The following is a 26,766-nucleotide window of genomic DNA, read 5'->3' as shown; positions in this document are numbered from 1 at the left end:
CTACTATTCTTTCAAATAAGGCATCAAGGCTTTTCGCATCTTTTTATAGCCAGCTTTATTAGGATGGAGTCCATCCGAAAATAGTGATTCATCTATGGTATTGTCTTCCTTTAAAAAGATTGCACCAACATCTGCATATTTAACCTTAAAATTCAGAGCTGTTTCTTTAATTTTAGTATTTAACTGAACTACACGTTCTTCGTTATCCCTTCTAGGTAATATTCCGAACCATATAATATCTGCTTGAGGCTGTCTATTTTGTATTGCCTGAAGTATGAGTTTATGACCCTCAATAATTTCTTCATTAGTATTTAAATGAAGATTATTCGTGCTTATCATACCTAAAACTTGTTCCGCTTTAAAGCCATCAAGTTCACCATGGTAAATGCGCCATAGAACGTTTTCTAGTCTATCCCATCCATAGGCATAATTACCAAGGCCAAGTGGCGTAAAATAGTTATCCCATGATTTTTCTTCTGTTGCGTGTTCTGATTTTGGTAAACCGCCCCAAAAATGAATAATTGAATTGGCCAATATCACTTTTTTAGGAGGATTGGTTTTATTCATTTCTAAAATTTGTCGATGCCTTTTTTCCCAATCGTACTTATAAGGTTCTCTTAATTGCGTAACGGGTAGGGTAGTGGTTGATTTACCTAAAGGTTCCTGCAAGATTTCACGCAGTTTGGTTTCATACGCCTCTGCGTAATGCATCATACCTAAATCATTTGGGTGGGTTCCGTCTACAGTGTCATCAAGTTGCAAGCCTAATTCATCATAGCTCAAATAATGCAGATTTGTAATTCCTTTATTAATAAGCTTGTCAAAAGTGTTTTTTTGAATGGTATTCACACGAGTATATGATTTCATTCGCTCAGGATTGATATATCCGTCAGAATAACCGGCATGTTCAGTTAATAGAATTGGTGTATCAGGTCTTTCTTGGCGTAGTTGGTTTACGGAGTTAATTATTCTATTTTCTATCTCAATATCACTAAATTGTTTTTCACGGGTTAAATTAGGAAGACAATCAAGAATATAAATCTTAGCTTCAATTTCAACCAATAAATCAATTAGCTCTTTTTCTAATCTGCCATTACCAGAAAAAGCTAGGTTAAGAACAGGTCTATCTAAATTTCTACCTAAAATACTGGTCCATGCCATACCTGGTCTACTTGCACAAGCTCCGTGAGCAATTGAGGTTCCATAAACAACTATCGGTTTTTCTTTTCGGACTGGTAACGCTTCAAATCGGGTGTTTGTCGGTACACCGATTTCCATCCATTCTACGCTATTGTATAAGGGTAAGTCTAGTCTATACTCTCTGCCTAATTCATGATAGCGGTCGTTGGGCTGCAACCCACCAAAACGATATGTAATGGTGTCTGAGAATTCTCTTTTACCATTAGCCCATAAAGTGGCTCCATCACTTGTTATAGCATATAAATCTACCCCGCTCACACCTGTTGCTGGCATGTGATCCATTGCTTTTTTCTGCCGGACTTTATAACGGACTATAATTTCTTCAGCATTAGAACGGAATCTGATTTTTAAACCGGCTGAATGTTTTGAAAGATTCCATACCGCTTTTCGAACTGTTTTTTCAGCTCTTGCTGGAAGTCTGTCATATGGTGTTTCAACTTCGTTTGGCCATGCTTGACCTTCAATAACTGGAAATTCATTGGTAACAGGATTCCACCATTTAATAATAGAATCTTGTGCTGTAAGTATGCTCAGCTGAAAACAGAAGAGTAAAGCTAAGATTGTTCTCATGCTTATATTTTGTAATAATTAAATAAAAAACCCTCTAAAATTAATCAAGTAAATAATAGAGGGTTAAAATTTGAGATTTTAAATCACATCTAAAACGGCACGCACGTAGCCTACAGATTCGGCAAGTCCGAATTTGGCATGCTCACCATCTTTTTCATATTCAATGCCCACTATGCCACTGTATTTTACTTCTTTGAGTGCAGCTAAGAGACTTGGAATATTCATTTTACCGCGTCCTATTTCTACTGGCTTACCTTCAGCATTTTGTTCATTAATATCTTTAATGTGTACATCTAGTAAACGATCCTTGTACTTTTTGATTTCTTCTGCTGGGTCTAGATTTAATCTAAATGTATGCCCCATGTCCATGCAAAGACCAATACGTTTATCAAGATTTTTGATTTTATCATAAACGCTTTTGGGTGAAGGAAAAATTTCATCCTCAGGACCATGGTTATGTATTGCTAACTTAATATCGGTTTCCTTAACCTTTTTCTCAATTTGAGGTAACAATTCATGTGTGGTTACTCCAATAATCATTTTAAGACCTGCAGCCTTAGCATAATTAAAATATTTTTCAATATCCTCTGGAGTTTTCATATAAATAACACCTCCGCCATAAAGATTTAGGCCACGAGCTTTTACTTTAGCACTTATTAGTCGTAATTCTTCATCTGTTGATTCATAGGGCAGATGAAAACTTTTAAAAGCTACATCCGTTAGGTTTAAACCTAATGCAATATCAATAACCTCATCTAAGCTATACTTGCGAAGTGTATAAGACGCAAGGCCAACAGTCAACTTATGGTCTTCTGGTTGAGTGGTATTGTTTTTAGAAGCTACGGCAAATGATGATGTAGTTGCACCGACGGTGCCAAGCGCTACTGTTCTAATAAAATTCTTTCTAGATACTTTCATAATTAAGTGTGTTTAATTAATAATTAAAACGCTCTGTATTCCCCTTCTAAATATTGATTGGCTTCACTTTCTGAAAATTGAGCAGAAGAGCTGTCCCAATGCAATGTTTGATTTGGAAAACGACCAGCAATTACACCTAAAAGAATTGTTTCTGTTAGTTTGGATGCATATGAAAATGGAGCTGTAGTTTCGCCATTACCTAAACAAGCATCAACAAATTGATGGTAGTGTTTTGGACCTTCAGACTCATAATTGCGCACAATTTCACCAATATTATTAGCTTTACTTACAGCTTCAATTTCTGCAGAAATGTCGACATATTTACCATTAACTATTTTTGTTGGTAACTGCATAAAGTGTGGTAATAATAAACGGCCTTTATCACCAACAAACATTGCACCTTGATCTGGTAGTTTACCTGCGCCAGCTATTTTTGCGTCAAGTGAAATCTTATCTTTTACAGATTCCTTTTTCTTCTTAGATTTTTTACTCTTTTTAGAATTCTCTTTTTCAGCACCTGGTAAAACTAGGTCTTCATGATCATTAGGTGCACCAGGGCCATCATACCAAATCCATGTTAATGTTTCGGCGGTATGCGGAGTTTCCGGAAATTCATAAGTAACTACGTTATTCTCTGGGTAACCAAAACCAGTTGTTGGTCTACATTCATTTTTAATAGTTCTAGGTACATCTAATTCAAGAGCATTATATGGAGTATCAAAAATATGAACTCCCATATCACCTAAAGTGCCACAACCATAGTCCATTAGTTTACGCCAATTTCCTGGGTGATACACATCTTTTTTATAAGGTCTCTTTGCAGAAGTACCTAACCAAAGATTCCAATCTAAGGTATCAGGTACTGGGTCTTCGCCAACTGGTGCAGGTCCGTCATAACCCCAAGTTTTAGGTGACCAAGCATGCACTGTATGAACTTTTCCAATAATTCCTGATTGAATTAAAAGAGTAGCTAATTTATAATCGTAAAATGAATGTACTTGAATACCCATCTGGGTTACCAAGTTTTTCTCTGCGGCTAATTTATTCATTGCCCTAGCTTCAGAAACATAATGTGTTAATGGCTTCTGACAATACACAGGTTTATTTAAATTCATAGCCATCATTGAAGCAGGTGCATGTGTATGGTCAGGTGTTGAAACAATAACCGCATCTATTTCATTTTCCATTTCTTTCAACATTATTCTATAATCTGAATACGTTTTTGCGTTTGGATGTAATTTTTTAGCAGCAGCTAAATTGTTTGCATCTACATCGCAAAGTACTGTTACATCAACCGAGGCATGTGAAGAAATTGCTTTTAAATCTTCACCTCCCATATTACCAACACCAATATGTGCAGTTCTTAGTCTACCATGTGGGCCAGCATTTTTCATTATAAATGAAGGCGTTAATGCAAGTGCGATACCTGCTAAACCACTCTTCTTTATAAAGTCTCTTCTATCGTTATTATGTTTGTGTTTCTTCATTTTGTTTGGTGTAAATTATATTTCGGTATTCAATTCTTTAATTCTAATATTTTTAAAACGGACAACATCTCCATGACCTAAAAAACCGATATGACCTTTGTTTTTATTTAGCCCCGGATGATCTTTGTGGTCTAATGTTCCGTTTTTGCCTGCTTCTTTATAATCGCCATCAACAATAGTGGTTCCGTTAAGTACAATTGTAATTTTTGAACCTTTAACGGTTACAGTTTGTTGGTTCCATTCACCTACCGGTTTTAGGGATCCTCTTTTTGCGGGAATTACGCCATAAACAGAACCATGATATTGGTATACTTCAAGTTCTGCATATTTCTCAGCCGTGTCATCAAGTATTTGAAGTTCCATGGCATCATAAGCTGCATGGTCATTTGGAGCCATGTGAATCCCTATACCATTATTTGCGCCGGGTGTCAATTGAAACTCAAACGTAAAGACATAATCGCTATACTCTTTTGCAGTATATAGATTTCCACCACTTCCACCGCCGTTTGGGTCAATAATAATTAATCCGTTTTCAACCTTATACGATTCTTTGTTGCCTTCCCAACCATCTAAGTTTTCACCATTAAAAAGGCTCGTGAAACTTGATTCGCTTAGAAGATTTTTTTTTGAACCACAAGATGATAATGTAAGTATCATGAAACTTAGCGCTAGAAAACTATTTTTTTTGATTTTCATAAACGACGCTATAATTTTTTAATTTTTATGTTTCTAAACCAAATAGGGCTTGAATGGTCTTGTAAACCGATATAGCCAGTTTTGTATTTGCCATAGTCTTCAGAATTTTTCCATTTATCAGAATTCTTTTGCTCAGTCCAAGCTTCATCCCAAGGAACAAAAGAAAATAACATTTGTCCGTTCAACCAATGTTCTACTCTTTCGGGTGTGAATACAATTTTTGAGGAATTCCATTCACCTACTGGATGTAGAATTTTATCGGCGGGAGCTGGATGCATTGCATAATCTGCTCCTGTTGATTGTAATGGTTTCAATTCTTCTGGTTTGTCTGTATACCCAAGGCTTATATTGTAGGCAGTCAGTTCTTTAGGATGCATTTTGGCATACCCAAGGTCATCAATAAGTTGATATTCCGGTGAAACCTTAGGAGGGCTATCATACCCTTCTTTTAAATGATAAAAAATACCACTATTAGCGCCAGCAGGTATTTTCCATTCTAAATAAAGTTCGAAATTATCAAATTCTTCGGCAGCATAAATAATGTCTTTTCCACCTTCATAATCCTCTTCTGAACCATTCGATTTCTTCAAATCTAAATCAGATTTAAAGGTTAAAGTGCTGTCTTCTATCACCCATCCTGGAGGTAAGGTTTTGCCATTATAGCCTCGCCAACCTTCAGTTGAAGTTCCATCAAAAAGGTATATCCATTCATCTGCTTTATTTTCGGTAGCTACTGTTGCTTCCGATTTTTCTTCCTTTTTTGCTTCTTTACAAGAAAATAGAATTAAAGTTATTGTAAGTATTGTAATTAGTTTTTTCATTCTTCAGTCTCTTTTTATTTTAGCTAATAATATCTAATGGTTTCGTGTTTTTCCAATTTCCTCTGGTAAAATCAGGAAAAGCCTGTGGCATTCCATCACTTGCAACTGAAGCCGCACTTAAAGGTGTTACAGCACTCCAAAAGGCACCTTCATAAACATTTTGATCTAAAGGAAGTCCTTTTTGCAAGCATTCAACTATGCGGTACATCATTATTCCATCCATACCACCGTGACCACTATTTTTAGCTTTCTCATTTAATCGTTTGTAAAGTGGATGGTCGTACTTTTCATAAACCGCTGCTAACTTGTCACCCTGAACCCATTCATGATGGTCTTTGGTTATTCCTAAAACACCGCCTTCAAGTGCAACTCTATTGGGGAAACCAGCGAGAGTACCTTTGGTACCTTGAATTAAATTATGACGTGTATAAGGTCTTGGACTTGTTTCATCCCATTGAATCATTACAGTTCTACCTGCCTGGGTCTTAACAATTGATGTGTTCATATCGCCACCTTTAAATTCAAGGTCTTTCCATTTATTATCCCGTTCCATATGATTTTGCTCGTATAATTTTCTACCTCGTGATGGAGATGAATAAGAAACTAAACTTTTGAAATTATCATCTGTTCGACAGAGATTCATGTATTGTGCTACGGGACCTAGACCATGAGTGGGATATAGGTTACCATTGTTATGTGCTATTTGCGGTGTACGCCATGAACCTGTATTTCGTACTTGTTCTTTCATTTGAAAACGTAACTCATGAATATAAGCAGCTTCACCATGTAATAATTCACCAATAACGCCTTGTCTACACATATTAAGGTACATCAATTCATCACGGTTGTAATTTACATTTTCCATCATCATACAATGCTTTCCGGTTGCCTCAGACGTATCAATAATGTCCCACATTTCTTTGATGGTCAACGCCATAGGCACTTCAGTAAAGGCGTGAGCTCCTTTTTTCATGGCTTCAATAACCATCGGTGCATGATTGGCCCAATTGGTTACTACAAATACCACATCGGGTTTTACTTCATCAAGCATGGTACGCCATTTATTCTCTTCACCGTAATATAGTTTGATGTTTTGATGTTGTTTGCCCTTACCAATTTCCTTGGCTTTTTCGCCCCATTTTTTCGCAAAATCTTCGTACAAATCACATATTGCTACAATCTCAGTGCCTTCTAATCCTGCAAAGAATTGTAAATGAGAAGGCCCTCTGTGACCTACGCCTATGAAAGCAGCTCTAACTTTTTCTAGTTTTGGAGCCGCAAAATCGCCCATATATTTGTGCATAAATGGTCGTTCTGTAAAAGAATTAGCAGCACTTCCCATTGTAGGAGCCATTGTTATTGCTGCCCCGGCCAATGAGGTTTTTCTAATAAAATTTCTTCTGTCTAATTTGCTCATTTATATTGCTTTATGTTAGTTTGTTTTTTGTGATATTTAGGTCTTAGTAGAAATATACATTTCGCTTTGTAGAAAAATCAAGGCATATTGTGATTGTTTAAGGTGTATGATTGTGGTATATGAAACTTCGATATGTTGGTTAACAGAATTCTTAATTGTAACACTAAATTTTCTGGTAATTTCAATTCTGTATTTCTAGAAGAAAAGATAGACAATACACAGGTGTGTAAGAAGACATCAAAGAAGCCCAAATTTTTCATGCCCTAATTTAATAAATAGCTAGGGATTTGGCCTTGTGAGCTTAGGTAATTTTATTTTTTTTTCGAGAAGAGCGCGTCCATTATAACCTTTATGCCATAGAATCCGCCAGCAATTGCTCCAATGGCTAATAAACCACCGATTATTACTATTGGCCAAAAAAATGGATGACCAACATTTTTAAAGGCTTGTGATAGAATTACGGGGGCTGTGAACATTAAGGCTATAGTAATGCCCATGTATTTTAAGCCTTTTACAAGTAGAAATCTATCCGTTTTCATAATCATTCAAAAATACAGATTTATTATATTAAATGCAGAAGTGAAATTTGAACTAAACATGCATTTTGTTAATTAGAATGCGAATACAAAATATTATTCGAGTATAATTGATTTTTTATATTCTTCTGAAACAGCAAAATACCCTAAAATGTATGCGTTAGTTTGATTTTCATACTCCGTGGAATTGTTGTCTGAAATTTTTATAATATTACCTCGTACTGTAGCTGCTGGACTTTGAAATGGACCTTGGTCACCGCCTGCTTGAACTATTAATTGGTTCATGTAATTATAAAATTGTTCGTCTATACCAAGAATACTTATTTCTAATTCATAACCTGATTTTAAGCCGCCTTCATAAAAATATGAAAATTGAAATTTTTGACCTGGATAAAATGTGTCTTCCGAAACTAAATATTCATCAAAGGAGAAATCAAAAAGATAAAAGTCAGTTCGGTTTGGGGCGTCAGTAACCGTAACCAATATTTCTGTTTCATCACCTGTAAAAAGTGTTTGGCTTCCTTCTTCTAATTTATCAATAGGAACAGCTGGGGCATAAGTAGTTTCAGCCTGATATTGTACGTTTTCATATTCAATATTTAAAACAAGACGACCGCTAGTAAAAAAAGCGGTTTCTCTTGTTCCAGAATAATGCCCTAATTGGTTTTTATTTAAGACTAAAATATTCTCATTAGTTGAATAGTCTAAATTACTTATGGTAATTAAATCAACATCTGTAGGTTCAATTTGTTCAAAAAATGAACTTGTTAATGCAGTGTTGATTACTGCAGTTGTAAATGGTTCACTTTTATCAATACGAATTAAAGCATCAACAGACAATCTTGGTGCTTCAGTAGGCGGGTCAACGGTGATAACATCTTGACATGAAATTTGTATAAAAAACAACATAAAAGCTAAGGGCCAGTTTTTCATGTTTTAGAATTTAAAATTATAGGTTACTGCTGGTACTATGCCAAATATAGAAGTACGTACTGCCTCATTGACCCCAGTGTCTTGGTTATTACTAAAGTTTATTGATGCAGCGTTCCTTCTATTATAAACGTTATAAATGCTAAAAACCCATTCAGCTTTCCATTTTCTATTTAAATTTTTTCTGGGTGTTAAAGTGGCCGAAATATCCATTCGGTTATAATCTGGAAGGCGCTCACTGTTTCTCAAACCATAATAAGGTATTGACAAACCTTGAAATTCAAACTGGCCAATTGGGTAATTCGTTGGTTGCCCAGTTTGATATACGAAAGTTGAATTAATACTCCATTTTTCATTTAACTCATAGCTGCCAAATATTGAAAAATCATGTGTTTTGTCAAAAGGTGTATTATACCATTCACTATTGTTAATTCCAGTTTCAAAATTTGACCTTTCTAATTCAGGAGTTGATTTTCGTCCTGGTGTTTTTTGTTCTGATTTGGAGAGTGTATACGCTAACCAACCTTGTAATGCGCCCTCATTTTTTCGTAATAACAATTCTAGACCATATGCTCGGGCTTTGCCATTAAGTATAACTTGTTCAATTGCATTGTTGGCAATTAGATTTGCCCCATCAATATAGTCAATACGGTTTTTTATATTCTTATAAAAAACTTCTGTTTCTAATGAATAATCACCATTTTTTATATTTCTAAAATAACCGGCTGTATATTGGTCAAGAATTTGGGGTTTGACAAATGGACCACTGGGTGTCCATACGTCCAAAGGAGTAGGGGAGCTGGTGTTTGATAGTAAATGCAAGTATTGGGCTAACCGTGTATAGCTCGCTTTTACAGAGGCTTTATCGTTAATTACGTATGAAGCAGATATACGCGGCTCAAAATTATTATAAGTTGCTAAGCTTGCATTTCTATCTGGTTGCGCAACGGATTCCGGTATTGCTTTACTATAAACAAGCGTTTGCGGATCAAAAATAATTGGATTGTTGTTGCTATAGACGTTTATTTCATCTTGCCCAAGGCGCATAAAATTACTGAAACGAAGCCCATATTCTAAACTTAAATTTTTTGTAAGGTCATGTTCTATGTCTATATAGGCTGCAAATTCATTAGCATATTTTTGAATTAATTGTTCGGCGACTATACCAGATTCTTCATTGCTAGGTTCAATTTTACCGGGGTTAAACCTATAATATATGTTATTGATACCATAATTGATTTGTAACTTATCGTTAACATAATGCTTTAAGTCATATTTTAAATTGAAATTTTGGATGCCTGAGTTCCAATTAAATCCTACAAAATCTAATTTAAGACCATAATAGTAATCCGAATAAATTAAAGATAAATTGGAGAATAACTTATCTGAAAATAAATGGTTCCACCTGAAATTACCTACCATATTACCATAAGTATTTACAAAGCTTTCAGATATACTAAAAACATCTCTACCAAAATATCCTGAAAGAAAAATGCTATTCTTGTCATTAATATTGTAGTTCAACTTGGTGTTTAAATCATAGAAATAAGCAGAATTGTCAACATCAAATAGTGGAAGAAATAGGTGTGCGTATGATGCCCTACCACCAACCAAAAATGCAGCTTTGTCTTTTTTAATTGGTCCTTCTATTAATAGTCTACTGGCCACAGCACCAATACCTCCGTTGACCTTAATTTGTTTACTATTTCCTTCTTTTTGGAAAATATCTAAAACTGAAGATACTCTTCCTCCATAACGCGCAGGAATACCGCCTTTATAGAGTTTAATATCCTTTATAGCATCTGGATTAAAAACTGAAAAGAATCCGAATAAATGTGATGAATTAAAAATGACGGCTTCATCTAAAAGAATTAAGTTTTGATCTACAGACCCACCGCGAACATTAAACCCTGAAGCTCCTTCACCAGCGTTGGTAACACCTGGCAGCAATAAAATAGCCTTTATTACATCGGCCTCTCCTAGAATAACGGGTATTTTTTTTATGGTTTCAACCTTTAATGAATTTACACTCATCTGAGGTTTTCGAATGTCAAGTTTTTCTACATTTTGGGTGACAACAACTTCATCCAGTTCTTCTGCTGTCTCTATTAATTGATAGTTTAATTTGATGTTTTCAGTTAATGATATGGTATGATTGATTTCTTCGAACCCTAGATAACTTATATAAATTTGATAGTCTCCTTCAGGAACTGTAATTGAATAAAATCCATATTGATTGGTAGTCACGCCTGTTGCTAATTCAGGAATTAGTATTGTGACTCCAATTAGTGTTTCATTACTAGAAGCTTCGGTAATAGTACCACTGATGGTAAATTTCTGTTGGCCATAACTGAGTATCGAGCACAAGAAAATAATTGTGAAGCTAGCTATGGTCAATCTTTTCATAGAAGGAGCAATTTTATATAAAACTACTTATAATTACGGCTTTATGAAAGTTTATATGAGGTATATAAAAAGACCCTCACCGGTTAGGTGAAGGTCTTAGTAATAATTTATCGCATAGACTATATGCTACTTAAAATAGCATTTAATGTTGCGCTTGGTCTCATTGATGAAGATCTTAAACTATCAGATGGCTTATAATACCCATCAATATTTTGTTCTTTACCTTGAGCATCAATTAATTCTGCAACTATCTTGCTTTCGTTATTTTTTAGTTCTTCAGCAACTTTAGTAAAGGTCTTTCTTAAGTCAGCGTCTTCACTTTGATTCGCAACAGCTTCAGCCCAATACATGGCTAAATAAAAATGACTTCCTCTGGTGTCAAGCTCATTTACTTTTCTAGAAGGAGATTTGTCATTTAGTAGAAACTTTTCAGTTCCGGCATCTAAGGCTTCACCTAAAATTCGAGCTTTTTGATTGTTATACTTTTCACCATAAAAATCAAGTGCTACGCCTAGTGCTAAAAATTCTCCCAAAGAATCCCATCGTAGATGGCCTTCTTCTAAAAACTGTTGCACATGTTTTGGTGCTGATCCACCTGCACCTGTTTCAAATAAACCTCCACCATTCATTAAAGGTACAATAGACAACATTTTTGCACTTGTACCTAATTCAAGAATAGGAAAAAGATCAGTTAGATAATCACGAAGCACATTTCCTGAAACAGAAATGGTATCCTGGCCTTCTTTAATTCTTGCTAATGTAAAATGAGTTGCCTCAATAGGTGATAAAATACGAAGATCAAGTCCTGAAGTATCGTGATCAGGTAAATACGCATTAACTTTTTTAATTAATTCAGCATCATGAGCACGATTTTCATCTAACCAAAAAACTGCTGGTGTGTCTGAAGCTCTTGCTCTGCTAACTGCCAATTTAACCCAATCTTCAATTGGACCATCTTTCACTTGGCACATTCTCCAGATATCACCTTCTTCAACTTCGTGTGAAATTAAAACGATACCTGAATTTTTATCGATAACATTTACGGTACCTGATTCTGAAATTTCGAAAGTTTTATCATGTGAACCATATTCTTCAGCTTTTTGAGCCATTAGTCCAACATTTGGTACGGTACCCATAGTTGTAGGGTCAAACGCACCATGCTTTTTACAGAAATCAATAGTTGCAGTATATATGCCTGCATAACTACTATCAGGTATAACGGCTTTTGTGTCTTGTGCTTGACCAGCAGCATTCCACATTTGACCAGAATTTCTAATCATTGCTGGCATTGAAGCATCAATAATAATATCACTTGGCACATGTAAATTTGTAATTCCCTTTTCAGAATTCACCATTGCTAAGTCAGGTCCGTTTTCAATAGCGGTAGCAATGTCATTTTTTATTTCATTCTTTTTATCTGAAGGAAGGCTTTCTAATTTTCCAAGAAGTGTTTCTAGACCATTATTTGCATTTACGCCTAAAGATTCAAAAGTTTCACTGTGTTTTTTGAAAACATCAGCAAAGTAAACTTCAACTGCATGACCAAAAATGATAGGGTCTGAAACCTTCATCATTGTTGCTTTCATGTGTAAAGAAAACAGCACACCTTTGTCAGCTGCATCTTTTACTTGTTCTTGTAAAAATGCTATTAACGCCTTTTTGCTTAACACAGTGGCATCAATAATTTCACCATCTAGTAATTTAATACTGTCTTTTAAAATTTGTTTACTGCCATTGTTAGCATCTAAAACAATTTCGATATCAGTAGCAGCGGTGATTGTTACTGACTTTTCATTTGCTTGAAAATCCCCAGCGCCCATAGTGGCAACATGAGTTTTAGAGTCTGCGCTCCAAGCCCCCATTGAATGCGGATTTTTCTTCGCATAATTCTTAACCGCTCTCGGTGCTCGTCTATCAGAGTTACCTTCACGAAGAACAGGGTTTACGGCACTTCCTTTAATTTTGTCATACCTAATTTTGATTTCTTTTTCAGAATCGTTTTTAGGTTCGTCAGGATAATCGGGTAGGGCATACCCTTTTTGTTGTAATTCTTCAATTGCTTCTTTTAATTGAGGCACTGAAGCACTAATATTTGGTAGCTTGATGATTGTTGCATCTGGCGTTTTTGCCGCAGCCCCTAATACAGCAAGGTCATCTGTGAGCTTTTGATTTTCTTTAAGAAAATCATTAAAAGTTGCGATTATTCTACCGGCTAAAGAAATATCTTTTGTTTCTACTTCAATGCCTGATGTTTTGGTAAAGGCTTTTACAATGGGTAGAAAAGATTGAGTTGCCAAAGCGGGTGCTTCGTCAGTTTGTGTGTAAAGAATTTTTGGCATTCGAAAATGTAGTTTAATTTAAGCGGAGCAAATATACAATTTTAAATGTGTGGAATAATAGGACTGTATGGCAATATCAAACACTTTTGTGCTAAAATGTACAATTAATAAAAGAGCACTAGTTTTTGTACGGTATTTCGCTAAAAAACAAAACCCAAAACATTGTACAAGTACATTGTTTTGGGTTTTTGAGATAGTAGGTAAACTTTCTGCTTCGTACGTATACGATAGGCAACCAATGATTGCATTCACCAGACTATGTCATGTTAACGTTTGAAATACTATAAGTTCTTAATTAACAAACCAAGCAACTTAATCATGTATTTCTTCTTGAAGTCTTTACACCTGAACTCTTTATAATTAACTACTGTTAATTACAGTTTATTCAATTTGTTCACATCTATCGATAAAAAACCACAGCTTTTTAAATAAATGCTCATTTTTAATGAATATACCTAAATATATCCGCTTAAAAATTAGACAACAATATAAAGAACGTAAACTTTACAACGGTTCGCTGAGTAGCCATCGACAGGCATATCTTTATAACCGCATTCTAAATGTAGTAAATTTCTCTCTAATATCCAAAATCTTCAATGAATTAAAGATCAACAGGTTATGAACTTCTGTTATTAACAAATGTTGATAACAGAAAAGTCCCGTTACGTATGTACGTAACGGGACTTTCAATATGATTTCAGAGAAGTTATTAAGAACGAACTTCTTTAATTCTTGCTTTTTTACCAGTAAGACCTCTGAAGTAGAAAATACGTGATCTACGTACTTTACCTTTCTTGTTAACTTCTACCTTTTGTAAAGCAGGCATGTTAACAGGAAAAATACGTTCAACACCTACAGTACCAGACATTTTACGAATAGTGAAAGTTTCAGTAGCTCCTGAGCCACGTCTTTGTATTACAGTACCTTTAAAGAACTGCGTACGTTTCTTTTCACCTTCTTTAATTTCGTAATAAACAGTGATTGTATCACCAGAAGAGAATTCAGCAAATTCCTTTCTTGGAACAAACTCTTCTTCTACAAATTTTATTAATGAATCCATTGCTTTTATTTAGCATTTTACCTCAATCAACATTCACGTATTTCGTCAGAGGTTGATTAAACAGGATGCAAAAATAGTTCTAAAATTAGAACCTGCAAGTAATTTTTAATGAATTTTATTCTCCCAGGATGGTGTAATGCTCACTTACTGCAGTAAATCAGGTCTAAGCTTTTCAGTTCTTTTAAGTGCTTGCTCTTCTCGCCAAGCCTCTATTTTAGGAAAATTTCCACTTAAAAGTACTTCTGGAACGGCCATACCTTTATATTCTGCAGGACGCGTAAATACAGGAGGTGCCAATAAATCATCTTGAAAAGTATCAGTTAAAGCAGATGTTTCATTACTCAAAACCCCTGGTATTAATCGAATTACGGCATCTGCTAGTATGGCAGCGCCCAATTCACCGCCTGAAAGAACATAATCACCAACAGATATTTCTTTGGTGATAAATGCATCTCTAACGCGGTGGTCAACTCCTTTATAATGTCCGCAGAGTATTATTATATTACCCAATAATGATATGCTATTGGCCATTTTCTGATTTAAGGTTTCACCATCTGGAGTCATATAAATAATCTCATCATAATCTCTTTCTGATTTTAATGATGTGATACATTTATCTATTGGCTCTATCATTAAAACCATACCAGCACCACCACCAAATTGATAATCATCAACTTGATTGTAACTCTTATCAGTATAATCACGTAAATTATGAAAATGTACTTCTACCAAACCCTTATCAATTGACCGCTTTAAAATAGAAGCTTCAAACGGACTCTTTAGTAGTTCAGGTAATACTGTTATAATATCAATTCTCATTTGGTCTATCTGCTAGTGTTTGTCTATTTCATACTTCAATGACTTCTTAATCACTGGCCATTCCATTGAAATTATTGAAAATACTACCGTATCTCGCAAAATTCCATTTGAATCAATTCTATGGTTTCTTAGTACTCCATCTTGTTTTGCTCCAAGCCTTAAAATAGCATTTCTTGAGCGATAGTTAAACCAGTTGGTTCTAAACTCAATAGCTATACAATTTAATTTTTCAAATGCATGTTGCAGTAGTAGATATTTGCATTCTGTATTAATACCTGTGCGTTGTGAGCTTGCAGCATACCAAGTAGATCCAATTTCTAATCTTCGGTTTTCGCTATCTGCATTCATAAAACGTGTTGTACCAATCACCTTGTCTGATTTTAAATCAATAACTACAAAAGGTAACGCAGTTTGATTTTCTTTTTGAGCAAGCGCAATTTCGATAAACGAGTCAATATCATTTTTTGACGGAACCCACGTGTACCATAAATTCCACAATTCGCCATCACTTGCCGCTGCCAATAGCTGTTGTTTGTGAGAAGCTTTCAAAGGTGTTAATTTAACAACTTCACCAATTAATTCTACTTCTTTAAGCCAAGCACTCATTGTAAATTCTGTTAAAAATTGAATATTTATTTAGCAGTCCAAAAGTAGTGAAAATAGCCTGAATCTTTTTGCCAATTTAGCTTCTCATACAACTGTTGCGCTGGGTTGTCTATTGCGGTAGATAGTGCTAAACCTTTGAAATTATTAACTTTACATAATTCTTTGGCTTTATTTAAAAGTGCTTCGCCTATTCCTTTTTTTCTATGGGAATCTAAAACATATAGGTCATTGAGAATATAGGTAGATTGTAAAGAAACAGATGAAAAAGAAGTATATAGTTGCGTAAATCCTACTGCTTTATTATCAATTACGGCTATCAATATGATTGATTCATTCTTAGTTAATCTTTCATGAAGAAAATCTTTAGCAGCTTCTAAATTTGATTCTTGTTTATAAAAAATGCGGTACTTGTCAAATAATGATGCTACTTCTTGAATATCCTCAATGGTAGCTTGGTGAATGTTAATCATAGGATATAAAAAAAGCTCCGAACGGAGCTTTTAAATTATTTTGTTTTTTTGTACTTATTAATCTCGTCTTGTAGTTGTCTACTTATTTTTTGCTCTCGTTCTAGAGCTCTTCGCCTGTGGTCTTCATACTCAGTCTCCAATTCAGATAAATTTGATTTGGCTTCTTGTGTAAGAATATTACTGCTTCTAAATTTGTACATAAAGAATAACATGAAACCAAGTAAACCTGCTATAATAGACCACAAAATGGTATTATATGTTATTTTGGAAACCATGATTCCTAAAAAAGACATTGAATCTTTTTCTTCAGTTACTGAAGTAAGATTGGTTGTTGTCTCATCTAATTTTTTATTTAGAGACTCAATTGTAGACTCATGTCCCGAAATTGTTGCTTGTAGTGCAGATGCATTGGTATATTGAGCCTTTAAAGTATCTATTACATTTTTGCGTAATTTATCTAAAGACAAGGTTCGAACAGCTTCATAACGAGCACCGTTCACACCTTTAAAGTTACCTGATTTTTTAGATATATAATCAAATTGGCTGTCAATTGTACCTTTGTCTAATGACAAATCTGAATCATCTGTATCTTGCGCAAATTGTAGGTTAAATGCTAGAAGCGCAATTACGATAGTAAGTATTTTATTACCTTTCATTTTCAAAATAGGTCTTAAAAATTAATTATTTGATTTAGAGAAGGACTAAAGTAATTGAATATTATCAATTAAGAAAAAAAATTGATCATAAGCTTCGTTCAAACTCATTATGCATTTGCAAAAATACAGAATAATATTTAGGTGTATTTACAAATTTAAGTAATGAATTTTACTTACTGTTTAACTAAATACAAGATGGAGTGAGTTATCTTTTGTATTAAAATATATTCACAAATATAGTAATGAATTAAAAAAGGCGTTCTAAATTTTAGAACGCCTTTTTTATTCTAGTTGTGCTCTTATTGAAATATTAATCGCTCACGTTCACCATCTTTATTTAATAGAGTGATACTTGTTCTACCATATTTAGAAATAGCACCAAATAAATCACGTGCTTCTTGAATATCATCAATTTCTTCATCATCAACAGCAATCATTACTTTATCTTCAAGGCCGTAACCTCTGTAAGTTTCAGGCACTCCTGTAATTAAAACCCCTTTTTCTGTTCTATATTTTTTCTTGGTTCTTTCATTGAGATTTTTAACTTCAATGTTCATTACAGGTAAAATTGTTGTTTGCCGTTTTATGATTTTTACAGGTACAGTAACTAAGTCACCATCTCTTTCGTATGTGATTTCTACTTCATCACCAGGCCTTTTAGTTGAAAGGTAGCCCGTTAAATCAGGATATTTGGTCACTTTAATATTATCTATCTTTTTGATGATATCACCTCGTTCTAAACCAGCCTCTGCTGCACCAGTTTCTTCTTCAACACCGTCAATGTACACGCCATCAATATCACTAATGCCTTTTTCTATAGCATATGGGGTGTTGATGGGAACCGATTTAATTCCAATTATACCTTTTTGTACATTGCCAAACTCCATAATATCTTCAACTACTTTCTTAGCAATATTACTAGGTACTGCAAATGAATAACCAACATAAGATCCCGTTTGTGAACTTATAGCAGTATTAATACCTACAAGATCTCCGTTTGTATTTACCAATGCACCACCACTGTTTCCAGGATTTACAGCGGCATCTGTTTGTATAAATGACTGATTATTCCTTCTTGTGTCTAAATTTCTTGCTTTGGCACTAACTATTCCTGCAGTAACTGTAGAGGTTAAGTTAAACGGGTTGCCTACAGCTAAAACCCATTCGCCAATTTTTGTATTATCAGAATCACCAAAAGCTAAATAAGGTAACTTTATGTCTGATTCAATTTTAATTAAAGCGATATCTGAATTTGGATCGGCACCAATTAATTCAGCATCATATGTTTTATTATTATTTAAGGTAACCTGCAGTTTGCTGGCATTCTTAATAACATGATTATTAGTTACAATATATCCGTCAGGTGCAATGATAACCCCAGATCCAGTGCCTACTTGTGCTCGTTGTGACCCACCTGATCCATAGAAAAAGTCTCTAATACTACTCGGGCCTGCACTTACAGTTACGTTTTTAACGTGTACTACAGCATTAACTGTGTTTTCAGCGGCAATGGTAAAATCAACATCATTAATTCCTGATCCTTTCGCAGAGGTAGGAGTGTAGCTAGTGTTAAAGGTGCTAAAGCCATCATTTTCAGTAACTACAGAAAAGTTAGGTTGTTCAAAAAACAGTTTATAAGCTCCTAATGTTATGGCTCCTGCACAAAGCGAAACCAAGAACATGCTTCCAATTTTTTTCATAGTATGTATCTTATTATTTTATTTGGTACATACAAACTTACCAATTTTATATATGGACTGATTTTGCTTTAACTACTTTTTAACTGCTAAAAAAACCTTAATAAATTTTGAATGGGGCTTTGTAGAATATGACTTTGGCATAATTTTGTTCTTTATAAAAAGAATATAATAATACACATTTGTCAAAAAACATTATCACTATCAAAAACTCAAAAGGAGTTCTATATCTTTGTTCTACAATTAAAGCTCATGCAATTTCAATTTTCTAAATACCAAGGAACCGGAAATGATTTTATCATGTTCGATAATCGAGATGAAAAATTTCCGAAGAACGACAAACAATTAGTTGCACGTTTGTGCGATCGAAAGTTTGGTATTGGTGCTGATGGTCTCATTTTATTAGAAAACGATGCTGCCTTAGATTTTAAAATGGTTTATTTTAATGCCGATGGAGCAGAGGGTAGTATGTGTGGCAATGGAGGCCGGTGCATCGTTGCATTTGCTAAATTTTTAGAGCTTATTGAAAATGAAACTACATTTATTGCCACTGACGGAAAACATCATGCCACTATACAAGATAGTCAGGTGAGTCTGCAAATGGGTGATGTAAATCAAATTCGACAAAAACCAGATTATTATTTCTTAAACACTGGCTCACCTCATCATGTGCAGTTGGTTTCTGATTTAGATGGATATAATGTATTTGCAGAAGGAAAAAAATTACGGTACGGACTTTATGGACAAAAAGGAAGTAATATCAACTTTGTAGAACAAAAAGGAGATGCCGTTTTCGCTGTTAGAACCTATGAAAGGGGAGTAGAAGATGAAACTTTAGCATGCGGAACAGGTGTTACTGCAGTGGTATTAGCAATGCATCAATCAGATAAACTCAAAGGTAATGTGGCTAAAATTGAAGTTTTAGGAGGCAATCTTGAAGTTCGATTTGAGGTTGAAAATGAAGGATATAAAAATATATGGTTAATTGGCCCTGCAGAACAAGTTTTTAAAGGCTTTGTTGAAATATGACTTTAAAAGGAGAGAATATTTACTTAAGGGCTCTAGAACCAATGGATCTTGATTTTCTATATGAGTTAGAAAATAATACAGATTTATGGGAGGTTAGTGGTACAGTTACTCCGTATTCAAGGCACGTGCTTCAGCTTTATTTAGAAAATTCACATCGCGATATTTATGATGTGAAACAATTGCGCTTATGTATTTGCGAAAACTCGGGTAAATTATTAGGCCTTATTGATCTTTTTGATTTTGACCCAAAAAACAAAAGGGCTGGTGTGGGTATTGTTATATTGCAAACTGAAAACAGGAATAGAGGTATTGGTACTGAAGCCATTCAATTGATGACTAATTACGCATATGAAACATTAAATTTGCATCAATTGTACGCCAATGTCACAAGTGATAATGTTCCTAGTATACAGCTTTTTAAGAAAATGGGATTTGAAGAAGTGGGCGTTAAAAAAGATTGGAATTTTTCATTAGGTAGTTTTAAAAACGAAATATTACTTCAAAAGATTAATAGATAATGTATATCAGAAAAATTTTACTTTTTATTGTTTTAGCTGGCTTGGTTGGTGGTGGGCTATTTGCATATAAGGTTTATAGTGCCTTTTTTAACCCGAATACGAAGTTCAACAATGATGAAGCTTATGTATTTATAAAGTCAGATGATACTTTTAATGATGTGAAAGAAGTGCTCACTCCACTAATTGAGGATTTAGAAACTTTTGAACAAGCTGCTGACCGTAAGGGTTACGCAACAAATATTAAAGGCGGAAAGTATGCTATTAAAAAAGGAATGAACAATAATGAAATTATTGGAGCGCTGCGTAGTGGTAATATTCCAGTTAAAGTTGCTTTTAACAATCAAGAAACATTAGAATCGCTTGCAGGACGAATCGCAGTTCAGATTGAAGCAGATAGTGTTTCGCTGCTTAATGCTTTTAAAGATGCTAGTTTTCTTAGGAATAAAGGTTTTGATAATGGAAACGAGATAGTACCGTATATTCCTAATAGTTATGAATTTTTTTGGAATACTTCCGCTGAAAAATTTAGGGATCGAATGGTGGTAGAATTCAATCGTTTTTGGAATGATGATCGAAAAGCTAAAGCAAAAAAGTTAGGCTTAACGCCAAAAGAAGTAGTGGCTTTGGCTTCAATTGTACACAAAGAGACAGCGAAAGTTGATGAAAGACCTCGTGTGGCAGGTTTGTACCTTAATAGATTGCGTAGAAAAATGCTATTACAAGCTGATCCAACAGTAATTTATGCGATTAAAAAACATGCTAATGACTTTAGTATCGTCATTAAAAGAGTTCTTTATAAAGATTTGGAATTAGATTCACCTTATAATACATATAAATATGCAGGGGTTCCGCCAGGACCCATAGCAATGCCTGATATTTCAGCTATAGATGCTGTTTTGTCATCTGAAAAACATGATTATCTTTATATGGTAGCAAATGTTGAAGATTTCGGTTATCATAAATTTGCGAAAAGTATGGCACAGCACAACCGAAATAAGGAGCAATATATCCGTTGGATAAATGCACAAAAAATCAATAGATAGGCAAATTGACGGATTTTAACCGCTTCTTAACTAAAATTAGGTGATTTTAACAAAGCCTTCAACTTGATCATGGCTTGGAGGAGTATCTTTGTAAGTTCATAGTTAAGCAAGATTTTATTCTTGTTTAACAAAAGAAAAGAACTATGAAAAAGTGGATTAATTGGGTTATTCCTCTGGTAGTAGTATTAGTTTTAGTGAGTTACGGGTTTACACCAAAGGAAGTAAAAGTACCAGAATCACTTAAGGTTACAGAACCTATGGTGGTCGATTACCCTAAGAGGGAAGAGGTGAATCTTGATTTATTTATGATTGCACCACCTTTTTTAGGAACTTCTTTTATTGGTTTTCGTGAGGCTTTAGCTTTTAAAGAATCACAAGGAAATTACTTTACAACCAATACATTAGGTTATTTAGGTAAGTACCAATTTGGTATTGGTACCTTACAATTAATGGGTGTCTATAATGCAACTCGCTTTTTGAATAATCCAAAATTGCAAGAAGAGGCTTTTCAGACCAATATTGCTCGAAACAAATGGATTCTTAGAAGAGATATTGCACGTTTTGAAGGTAAGTACGTTGCAGGTGTAGAAGTTACTGAATCAGGTATTTTAGCTGCAGCACATTTAGCAGGACCTGGAAATGTGAAAAAATATCTAAGATCTTACGGAGCCATTGATTTTGAAGATACGTATGGTACATCAATGAGTCATTATATGCGTAAGTTTTCTGGGTATGATGTTTCACATGTATCACCAGTACGTAACCCGAAAGTGCCAAAAATATAAATTACTCATATTTAATTGAATGTCCCCTGATTCTACTGCCATGTAATCAGGGGATTTTTTATGCGTGAATTATAAAAATGGCGGGCCTTTTATGAAGTTCCCATTTCGCATGTTTCCAGTTTGCAATGGTTTTTGTTGCAATTTGCTCAGTGGGTAATGTAATGTCACAAGCAATACACAATTTAGTGTTGGATGCTAAGGTTTTTATTAATTCTTGTAGCAACTTGTCATTTCTATAAGGTGTTTCAATAAATATCTGTGATTGTTGCAATTCTTTGGAGTTGCGTTCAAAAGTCTTAATTGCTTTTTTACGGTCAGCACTTTCAATAGGTAAGTAGCCATTAAAGGCGAAGTTTTGACCATTAAATCCGCTTGCCATCATGGCTAGTAAAATAGATGAAGGGCCAACCATCGGCACTACTTGAATATTATTTTCATGCGCAATATTGACAACTGCAGCACCTGGATCTGCTATTCCTGGGCAACCTGCATCAGAAATGATTCCTACATCATAACCATCATAACAAGGCTGTAAAAAAGTAGGTATTGCCGCTGCTTCTGTAAATTTGTTAAGCGATTCAATTTTTAATTTATCTTGAGATTTTCTGGGACTTATCTTTTTGATAAATCGTCGTGCAGACTTTTCGTTTTCTACTATATAGTAGTCGATGGCCTCAATCGCTCCTTTAATTGAGATTGGTAGTACTTCTAGAGGTTCATTATCTCCTAAAATACTTGGAATTAAATATAATTTACCTGGGTGATCCTTTGGTTTAGCCATCTATTTATTCCTGTGTATTCAAATCATTTGCGATACTAGTGCACGCTTCATCAATCATATGAAAAACTTTTTCAAAACCATCAGCCTTATCGTGATAAGGATCGGGTACTTCTTTTGATCCTTCACCTAAAACTTCTAAAAGTAATTGTACTTTCTGTTTGTCAGCTTCAGTATATGCTAAATTGATTATATTCTGATAATTACTTTTGTCCATGACATAAATCATGTCAAATTCTTCAAAATCAGCGATTGAAAATTTACGACAACGTTGATCCTTTATGTCAATGCCATATTTTTGAGCAACATCAATTGATCGGCTGTCTGGCTTTAAACCAATGTGGTAGCCACCAGTACCAGCTGAATCAACAAATACTTTTTCTGGGGCTACCTTGTTTTTCAAAATACCCTCGGCCAAAGGTGACCGACAGATATTTCCTAAACACACCATTAAAATTTTAGTGCGCTTCAAAATGGTTTAAGACAGTTTTTTAGTAAGGTCTTCAATATATTTTCTGAATTGTTTATCAGTCTCAGCAAGATTGTCAACTGTTTTACATGCATGTAGAACAGTGGCGTGATCTCGTTTACCTATTTGTGATCCAATACTTGCCAACGATGCTTTTGTATATTTTTTTGCAAAAAACATAGCTAACTGACGAGCTTGAACAATATGTCTTTTTCTAGTTTTTGATTGCAAAGTAGCAACGTCCATTTCGAAATAATCAGAAACCACTTTTTGTATGTAATCTATAGAAACTTCACGTTTCGTATTCTTAACAAATTTCTCTACTACTTGCTGAGCAAGTTCTAAAGTGACTTCTTTTTTATTGAAAGATGATTGTGCAATTAAAGAAATTATAGCACCCTCTAGTTCTCGAATATTGGTTTTAATGTGCTTAGCAACATATTCAATAATATCATCTGGCATTTCAACACCGTCACGATATAATTTATTCTTAAGGATAGAAATTCTTGTTTCGTAATCAGGTGTTTGTAATTCTGCAGATAAGCCCCATTTAAAACGAGATAATAAGCGTTGCTCAATATCTTGCATATCAACAGGTGCTTTGTCTGAAGTTAGAATTACTTGTTTGCCATTCTGGTGCAAATGATTGAAGATGTGAAAAAATACATCTTGTGTACCTGACTTGCCAGAAAGAAACTGTACATCATCAATTATCAAAACATCAATTAATTGATAGAAATGAATAAAATCATTACGAGTATTCTTTTTAACAGACTCAATATATTGTTGTGTAAATTTCTCAGCTGAAATATAAAGAACCGTACGTTCAGGATATTTATCTTTTATCTCTACACCAATAGCATGAGCCAAGTGAGTTTTACCTAAGCCAACTCCACCAAAAACGAGTAACGGATTAAATGATGTGCCACCAGGTTTATTGGCAACTGCCATACCTGCTGAACGTGCTAATCGGTTTGAATCACCTTCTAAGAAATTATCAAAGTTGTAATTCGGATTGAGTTGCGATTCAATCTTAATATTTCGTATGCCAGGAATAACAAACGGATTTTTTAATTCCGGGTTTTTCGATTTAATTGGCACATCCATTTCTTGCGGACTCATAGTGGCCCTGTTTGAACTTGGAATTTTTTCAGTAAATGGTTCTCGATTCCCATAAGTGTTTTCCATCTTTATGATGTACACTAATTTGGCGGTTTCACCCAACTCTTTGGTTAAGGCAACTTTTAGAAGTTTTACATAATGCTCTTCAAGCCATTCGTAAAAAAATTTACTAGGTACTTGAATACTAAGTGCGTTATCTGAAAGCTTGACCGGCTTAATAGGTTCGAACCACGTCTTGAATGCTTGTGGTTGTATGTTGTCTTGTATAAACGTCAAACAATTGGCCCACACCGATTTTGCAGTTACATTCATGTGATAGTGTTCTCTCTTTTCTCTGGTTAGTGATTAAGTTTTGCTGGTCTAAGTTCGGTAAGTTCCTTGCTTATTTAGGGTTGACAAATATGTGAACAAATAAATTAAAAAAAAAATGAAAGGGGGGTTGATTTTTCGCTTTTTTTTTTGCAAGTTCAGGAGCCACATTTTGTTACTTCTTAAATATAAAGTATTTACCCCTATAATGACAAATTTTAAAGAAATTTCTTTTCATGTTCGTTACGCTGAAACGGACCAAATGAAGTACGTTTATTACGGAAATTATGCACAATATCTAGAAATGGGTAGGGTAGCATGGCTGCGAGACCTGGGCGTATCATATAGAACTATGGAAGAAAACGGTGTAATGTTACCCGTTGTCTCAATGCAAATTGATTTTAAAAAACCAGCCCTCTATGATGACTTGCTAACTGTACAGACCACTCTTAAAAAAGTGCCGTTTGTTAAGATAGAATTTGACTATAAAATTTTCAATGAACAAAAAGAATTATTGGTCACTGCGAACACGGTACTGGCATTTGTTGACATGAAGACAAATAGACCTACTGCTTGCCCTGATTATGTGCTTGAAAAAATAAAGGAGTTAGTCCAGTTTTGACACTTTTATTTTATGTAACGAAGCAATCTGTTTGAGCATTTGATTTTCATTTTCTCTTTCTATTGAAAAACAGATTTCACATTTGTTATCCATTTTTTGAGAACTAATTTCTAGTTGTAATTTTTTTATGAACGCCATTACTTGATTCATTTCAGAATATTCAAATTGTATTTTATAATGATTTAGTAATTTTCTTTCTACAATTTTTGATTCTTGTATAGCAATTTTTGCGGTTTCTCTATAGGCACTTATTAAACCACCTACACCTAGTTTTGTACCTCCAAAGATTCGTGCAACCGCCACTAAAATATTTGTGACTTCAAAAGATTGTATTTGCCCATAAATTGGCATGCCAGCTGAATTGTTAGGTTCACCATCATCATTAGCCCTATATCGAATATCATCAATACCAAGTTGCCATGCATAGCAAACATGATTTGCTGTATGATGCTTTTTTCTAAGGGATTCGATTATTGGTTTTACTTCATCTTCTGATTGTATCGGAAAGGTATAACCGTAAAACTTACTTTTCTTATCCTTATAAAGAATCTCTTCTGAAGGTTTTAGTATGGTTTTATATTTAGTTGTGGTAGTACTCATTAAAATAGTGCAACTAATAGAATGCTAATTATAGCTAAAACAATACCACCCCAGTTTTTTATACTCAAGTGTTCTTTAAATAATAGAATGCCTAGTAAAGTTGAAAACATTACTATAGCAACATTATTTATTGTGAAAATAGATGCGCTGTTTAAAGTGTCATTTTGTAAGGCACGCATAAGAAAGAATATAGAATAATAGTTTATTACACCCAAAGCAATGCCGCCAATTGTATTTCTATAATTTACTTTTAACGGTGTTTTGAAGGTCTTGATTGCAATAAATACAATTCCGGTTGTTGCGGCAAATGCAAAAATGGTTGCTGAAAATAAAGGTAACTCTGCTTCCTGAATATGTTTTTCTTGCATGAAATTTAGTGTGGTATCAATTATGCCAGAACCTAGAAAAACAAGAAACGGTAATAGCAAACTTGTACGCTTAACATTTAAAGACTGTTCTTTAAATGAAGTAAAATATACGGATGCTAATGCAAGAATAATTCCTAAAATTTTAAGTCCTCCGAGTTCTTCATTATAAACAAGTACGCCAAAAATTACTGGTATTACCAAAGACATTTTAGTGGAAACAGAGGCGACAGATACTCCAACTTTTTGTGCAGTGGCCGCCATTAACTTAAAGACCACGATAAATAATACCCCTAAAATTAAAGTGCCTAAGAACCATTTTTTTTCTGGAATTTCTATAGGTGTAACTGTACCTTTGTAAAGTGTAAAACCATAAATGCTGGCCACAATATAGTTGGTAATAATTGCATAAAGTGTTTCAACTTTATAAATACTAAATAGCTTAAAAATCACAAAAATTAGACTTGCAAAAAATACGCTAAGTGCTAAATCAAGCAT

Annotated in this window: 26 protein-coding genes; 5 read left to right on the top strand and 21 right to left on the bottom strand. The window is 34.4% G+C overall.

Annotation, left to right across the window (positions count from 1 at the left end; genetic code table 11):
* Positions 1 to 3 precede the first annotated feature (3 nt).
* The 16 genes from JQC67_RS15405 to JQC67_RS15330 all read right to left on the bottom strand — a co-directional run bounded on the left by JQC67_RS15405 (position 4) and on the right by JQC67_RS15330 (position 18,631).
* On the bottom strand, positions 4 to 1,770 hold the full coding sequence (locus tag JQC67_RS15405; protein ID WP_203253811.1) for an SGNH/GDSL hydrolase family protein: 1,767 nt from the start codon (positions 1,768 to 1,770) through the stop codon (positions 4 to 6).
* Between the two features lie 78 nt (positions 1,771 to 1,848).
* Entirely contained in the window at positions 1,849 to 2,688 is an 840-nt protein-coding gene (locus tag JQC67_RS15400; RefSeq protein ID WP_203253810.1) for a sugar phosphate isomerase/epimerase family protein, read from the bottom strand.
* Positions 2,689 to 2,711: 23 nt separating this feature from the next.
* The gene (locus JQC67_RS15395; protein ID WP_203253809.1) at positions 2,712 to 4,175 is read right to left on the bottom strand and encodes a Gfo/Idh/MocA family protein; all 1,464 of its coding nucleotides are present in this window, start codon (positions 4,173 to 4,175) and stop codon (positions 2,712 to 2,714) included.
* Between the two features lie 15 nt (positions 4,176 to 4,190).
* A complete protein-coding gene (locus tag JQC67_RS15390) occupies positions 4,191 to 4,871 on the bottom strand; it encodes a 3-keto-disaccharide hydrolase (protein ID WP_203253808.1) in 681 nt (226 codons plus the stop codon).
* Between the two features lie 8 nt (positions 4,872 to 4,879).
* Positions 4,880 to 5,692, bottom strand: a complete 813-nt coding sequence (locus JQC67_RS15385) for a 3-keto-disaccharide hydrolase (protein WP_203253807.1) — start codon at positions 5,690 to 5,692, stop codon at positions 4,880 to 4,882.
* A 19-nt stretch (positions 5,693 to 5,711) separates the two neighbouring features.
* On the bottom strand, positions 5,712 to 7,109 hold the full coding sequence (locus tag JQC67_RS15380) for a Gfo/Idh/MocA family protein (RefSeq protein ID WP_203253806.1): 1,398 nt from the start codon (positions 7,107 to 7,109) through the stop codon (positions 5,712 to 5,714).
* Between the two features lie 311 nt (positions 7,110 to 7,420).
* Positions 7,421 to 7,648 carry a DUF6095 family protein gene (locus JQC67_RS15375; protein ID WP_203253805.1) on the bottom strand — a complete coding sequence of 76 codons (228 nt, stop codon included), beginning with the start codon at positions 7,646 to 7,648 and terminating at the stop codon, positions 7,421 to 7,423.
* Between the two features lie 93 nt (positions 7,649 to 7,741).
* Positions 7,742 to 8,578, bottom strand: coding sequence for a DUF4249 family protein (locus tag JQC67_RS15370; protein ID WP_203253804.1), 837 nt, complete (start codon positions 8,576 to 8,578; stop codon positions 7,742 to 7,744).
* Between the two features lie 3 nt (positions 8,579 to 8,581).
* Positions 8,582 to 10,981, bottom strand: a complete 2,400-nt coding sequence (locus JQC67_RS15365; RefSeq protein ID WP_203253803.1) for a TonB-dependent receptor — start codon at positions 10,979 to 10,981, stop codon at positions 8,582 to 8,584.
* 119 nt (positions 10,982 to 11,100) lie between these two features.
* A complete protein-coding gene (locus JQC67_RS15360) occupies positions 11,101 to 13,320 on the bottom strand; it encodes an NADP-dependent isocitrate dehydrogenase (RefSeq protein ID WP_203253802.1) in 2,220 nt (739 codons plus the stop codon).
* 709 nt (positions 13,321 to 14,029) lie between these two features.
* A complete protein-coding gene (gene rplS / locus JQC67_RS15355; RefSeq protein ID WP_203253801.1) occupies positions 14,030 to 14,380 on the bottom strand; it encodes a 50S ribosomal protein L19 in 351 nt (116 codons plus the stop codon).
* 144 nt (positions 14,381 to 14,524) lie between these two features.
* Positions 14,525 to 15,199, bottom strand: coding sequence for a tRNA (guanosine(37)-N1)-methyltransferase TrmD (gene trmD, locus JQC67_RS15350; RefSeq protein ID WP_203253800.1), 675 nt, complete (start codon positions 15,197 to 15,199; stop codon positions 14,525 to 14,527).
* 12 nt (positions 15,200 to 15,211) lie between these two features.
* Entirely contained in the window at positions 15,212 to 15,805 is a 594-nt protein-coding gene (locus tag JQC67_RS15345) for a GNAT family N-acetyltransferase (protein ID WP_203253799.1), read from the bottom strand.
* A gap of 26 nt (positions 15,806 to 15,831) precedes the next feature.
* The gene (locus tag JQC67_RS15340) at positions 15,832 to 16,275 is read right to left on the bottom strand and encodes a GNAT family N-acetyltransferase (protein WP_203253798.1); all 444 of its coding nucleotides are present in this window, start codon (positions 16,273 to 16,275) and stop codon (positions 15,832 to 15,834) included.
* A 35-nt stretch (positions 16,276 to 16,310) separates the two neighbouring features.
* On the bottom strand, positions 16,311 to 16,931 hold the full coding sequence (locus JQC67_RS15335) for a tRNA (guanine-N1)-methyltransferase (protein WP_203253797.1): 621 nt from the start codon (positions 16,929 to 16,931) through the stop codon (positions 16,311 to 16,313).
* A gap of 299 nt (positions 16,932 to 17,230) precedes the next feature.
* On the bottom strand, positions 17,231 to 18,631 hold the full coding sequence (locus tag JQC67_RS15330) for a S1C family serine protease (protein ID WP_203253796.1): 1,401 nt from the start codon (positions 18,629 to 18,631) through the stop codon (positions 17,231 to 17,233).
* A gap of 249 nt (positions 18,632 to 18,880) precedes the next feature.
* Between JQC67_RS15330 and dapF the strand changes: the two genes are divergently transcribed.
* From dapF to JQC67_RS15310, 4 genes are all read left to right on the top strand, one after another.
* Complete coding sequence (gene dapF / locus JQC67_RS15325) at positions 18,881 to 19,657, top strand: diaminopimelate epimerase (protein ID WP_203253795.1); 777 nt, start codon at positions 18,881 to 18,883, stop codon at positions 19,655 to 19,657.
* Positions 19,654 to 20,175: a GNAT family N-acetyltransferase gene (locus JQC67_RS15320; RefSeq protein ID WP_203253794.1), complete on the top strand. Its 522-nt coding sequence runs from the start codon at positions 19,654 to 19,656 to the stop codon at positions 20,173 to 20,175. The genes dapF and JQC67_RS15320 overlap by 4 nt, the downstream gene beginning before the upstream one ends.
* Positions 20,175 to 21,218 (top strand): endolytic transglycosylase MltG, encoded by a 1,044-nt coding sequence (gene mltG / locus JQC67_RS15315; RefSeq protein ID WP_203253793.1) that lies wholly within the window; start codon positions 20,175 to 20,177, stop codon positions 21,216 to 21,218. Before JQC67_RS15320 ends, mltG begins: the two co-directional genes overlap by 1 nt.
* Before the next feature lie 143 nt (positions 21,219 to 21,361).
* Positions 21,362 to 22,003 (top strand): hypothetical protein, encoded by a 642-nt coding sequence (locus JQC67_RS15310; protein ID WP_203253792.1) that lies wholly within the window; start codon positions 21,362 to 21,364, stop codon positions 22,001 to 22,003.
* Positions 22,004 to 22,061: 58 nt separating this feature from the next.
* On the opposite strand, the gene JQC67_RS15305 is transcribed toward JQC67_RS15310, so the two are convergent.
* From JQC67_RS15305 to dnaA, 3 genes are read right to left on the bottom strand one after another with little or no spacing between them, the layout of a single operon-like run.
* On the bottom strand, positions 22,062 to 22,784 hold the full coding sequence (locus JQC67_RS15305; RefSeq protein WP_203253791.1) for an SAM-dependent methyltransferase: 723 nt from the start codon (positions 22,782 to 22,784) through the stop codon (positions 22,062 to 22,064).
* 4 nt (positions 22,785 to 22,788) lie between these two features.
* Complete coding sequence (locus JQC67_RS15300) at positions 22,789 to 23,232, bottom strand: low molecular weight protein-tyrosine-phosphatase (protein WP_203254500.1); 444 nt, start codon at positions 23,230 to 23,232, stop codon at positions 22,789 to 22,791.
* 27 nt (positions 23,233 to 23,259) lie between these two features.
* On the bottom strand, positions 23,260 to 24,684 hold the full coding sequence (dnaA, locus tag JQC67_RS15295; protein WP_203253790.1) for a chromosomal replication initiator protein DnaA: 1,425 nt from the start codon (positions 24,682 to 24,684) through the stop codon (positions 23,260 to 23,262).
* A gap of 205 nt (positions 24,685 to 24,889) precedes the next feature.
* Between dnaA and JQC67_RS15290 the strand changes: the two genes are divergently transcribed.
* Entirely contained in the window at positions 24,890 to 25,303 is a 414-nt protein-coding gene (locus JQC67_RS15290) for an acyl-CoA thioesterase (protein WP_203253789.1), read from the top strand.
* Here the strand turns inward: JQC67_RS15290 and JQC67_RS15285 are convergent.
* A complete protein-coding gene (locus tag JQC67_RS15285) occupies positions 25,289 to 25,903 on the bottom strand; it encodes an IMPACT family protein (protein WP_203253788.1) in 615 nt (204 codons plus the stop codon). The genes JQC67_RS15290 and JQC67_RS15285 overlap by 15 nt on opposite strands.
* Complete coding sequence (locus JQC67_RS15280; protein ID WP_203253787.1) at positions 25,903 to 26,766, bottom strand: GRP family sugar transporter; 864 nt, start codon at positions 26,764 to 26,766, stop codon at positions 25,903 to 25,905. The genes JQC67_RS15285 and JQC67_RS15280 overlap by 1 nt, the downstream gene beginning before the upstream one ends.

Source organism: Aurantibacter crassamenti (assembly GCF_016811105.1).
In the GTDB taxonomy this organism is placed as follows: Bacteria; Bacteroidota; Bacteroidia; order Flavobacteriales; family Flavobacteriaceae; genus Aurantibacter_A; species Aurantibacter_A crassamenti.
This window is presented reverse-complemented; position numbering and strand designations above follow the sequence as displayed.

Coding starts and splice junctions, on each gene's coding strand:
- mltG (WP_203253793.1), top strand. CDS start 20,175: ATGTATATCAGAAAAATTTTACTTTTTATTGTTTTAGCTGGCTTGGTT.
- JQC67_RS15305 (WP_203253791.1), bottom strand. CDS start 22,784: ATGGCTAAACCAAAGGATCACCCAGGTAAATTATATTTAATTCCAAGT.
- JQC67_RS15400 (WP_203253810.1), bottom strand. CDS start 2,688: ATGAAAGTATCTAGAAAGAATTTTATTAGAACAGTAGCGCTTGGCACC.
- dnaA (WP_203253790.1), bottom strand. CDS start 24,684: ATGAATGTAACTGCAAAATCGGTGTGGGCCAATTGTTTGACGTTTATA.
- JQC67_RS15370 (WP_203253804.1), bottom strand. CDS start 8,578: ATGAAAAACTGGCCCTTAGCTTTTATGTTGTTTTTTATACAAATTTCA.
- JQC67_RS15290 (WP_203253789.1), top strand. CDS start 24,890: ATGACAAATTTTAAAGAAATTTCTTTTCATGTTCGTTACGCTGAAACG.
- trmD (WP_203253800.1), bottom strand. CDS start 15,199: ATGAGAATTGATATTATAACAGTATTACCTGAACTACTAAAGAGTCCG.
- JQC67_RS15280 (WP_203253787.1), bottom strand. CDS start 26,766: ATGCTTGATTTAGCACTTAGCGTATTTTTTGCAAGTCTAATTTTTGTG.
- JQC67_RS15340 (WP_203253798.1), bottom strand. CDS start 16,275: ATGATTAACATTCACCAAGCTACCATTGAGGATATTCAAGAAGTAGCA.
- dapF (WP_203253795.1), top strand. CDS start 18,881: ATGCAATTTCAATTTTCTAAATACCAAGGAACCGGAAATGATTTTATC.
- JQC67_RS15285 (WP_203253788.1), bottom strand. CDS start 25,903: ATGAGTACTACCACAACTAAATATAAAACCATACTAAAACCTTCAGAA.
- JQC67_RS15375 (WP_203253805.1), bottom strand. CDS start 7,648: ATGAAAACGGATAGATTTCTACTTGTAAAAGGCTTAAAATACATGGGC.
- JQC67_RS15390 (WP_203253808.1), bottom strand. CDS start 4,871: ATGAAAATCAAAAAAAATAGTTTTCTAGCGCTAAGTTTCATGATACTT.
- JQC67_RS15365 (WP_203253803.1), bottom strand. CDS start 10,981: ATGAAAAGATTGACCATAGCTAGCTTCACAATTATTTTCTTGTGCTCG.
- JQC67_RS15330 (WP_203253796.1), bottom strand. CDS start 18,631: ATGAAAAAAATTGGAAGCATGTTCTTGGTTTCGCTTTGTGCAGGAGCC.
- JQC67_RS15310 (WP_203253792.1), top strand. CDS start 21,362: ATGAAAAAGTGGATTAATTGGGTTATTCCTCTGGTAGTAGTATTAGTT.
- JQC67_RS15320 (WP_203253794.1), top strand. CDS start 19,654: ATGACTTTAAAAGGAGAGAATATTTACTTAAGGGCTCTAGAACCAATG.
- JQC67_RS15300 (WP_203254500.1), bottom strand. CDS start 23,232: ATGGTGTGTTTAGGAAATATCTGTCGGTCACCTTTGGCCGAGGGTATT.
- JQC67_RS15360 (WP_203253802.1), bottom strand. CDS start 13,320: ATGCCAAAAATTCTTTACACACAAACTGACGAAGCACCCGCTTTGGCA.
- rplS (WP_203253801.1), bottom strand. CDS start 14,380: ATGGATTCATTAATAAAATTTGTAGAAGAAGAGTTTGTTCCAAGAAAG.
- JQC67_RS15345 (WP_203253799.1), bottom strand. CDS start 15,805: ATGAGTGCTTGGCTTAAAGAAGTAGAATTAATTGGTGAAGTTGTTAAA.
- JQC67_RS15395 (WP_203253809.1), bottom strand. CDS start 4,175: ATGAAGAAACACAAACATAATAACGATAGAAGAGACTTTATAAAGAAG.
- JQC67_RS15380 (WP_203253806.1), bottom strand. CDS start 7,109: ATGAGCAAATTAGACAGAAGAAATTTTATTAGAAAAACCTCATTGGCC.
- JQC67_RS15335 (WP_203253797.1), bottom strand. CDS start 16,931: ATGAAAGGTAATAAAATACTTACTATCGTAATTGCGCTTCTAGCATTT.
- JQC67_RS15405 (WP_203253811.1), bottom strand. CDS start 1,770: ATGAGAACAATCTTAGCTTTACTCTTCTGTTTTCAGCTGAGCATACTT.
- JQC67_RS15385 (WP_203253807.1), bottom strand. CDS start 5,692: ATGAAAAAACTAATTACAATACTTACAATAACTTTAATTCTATTTTCT.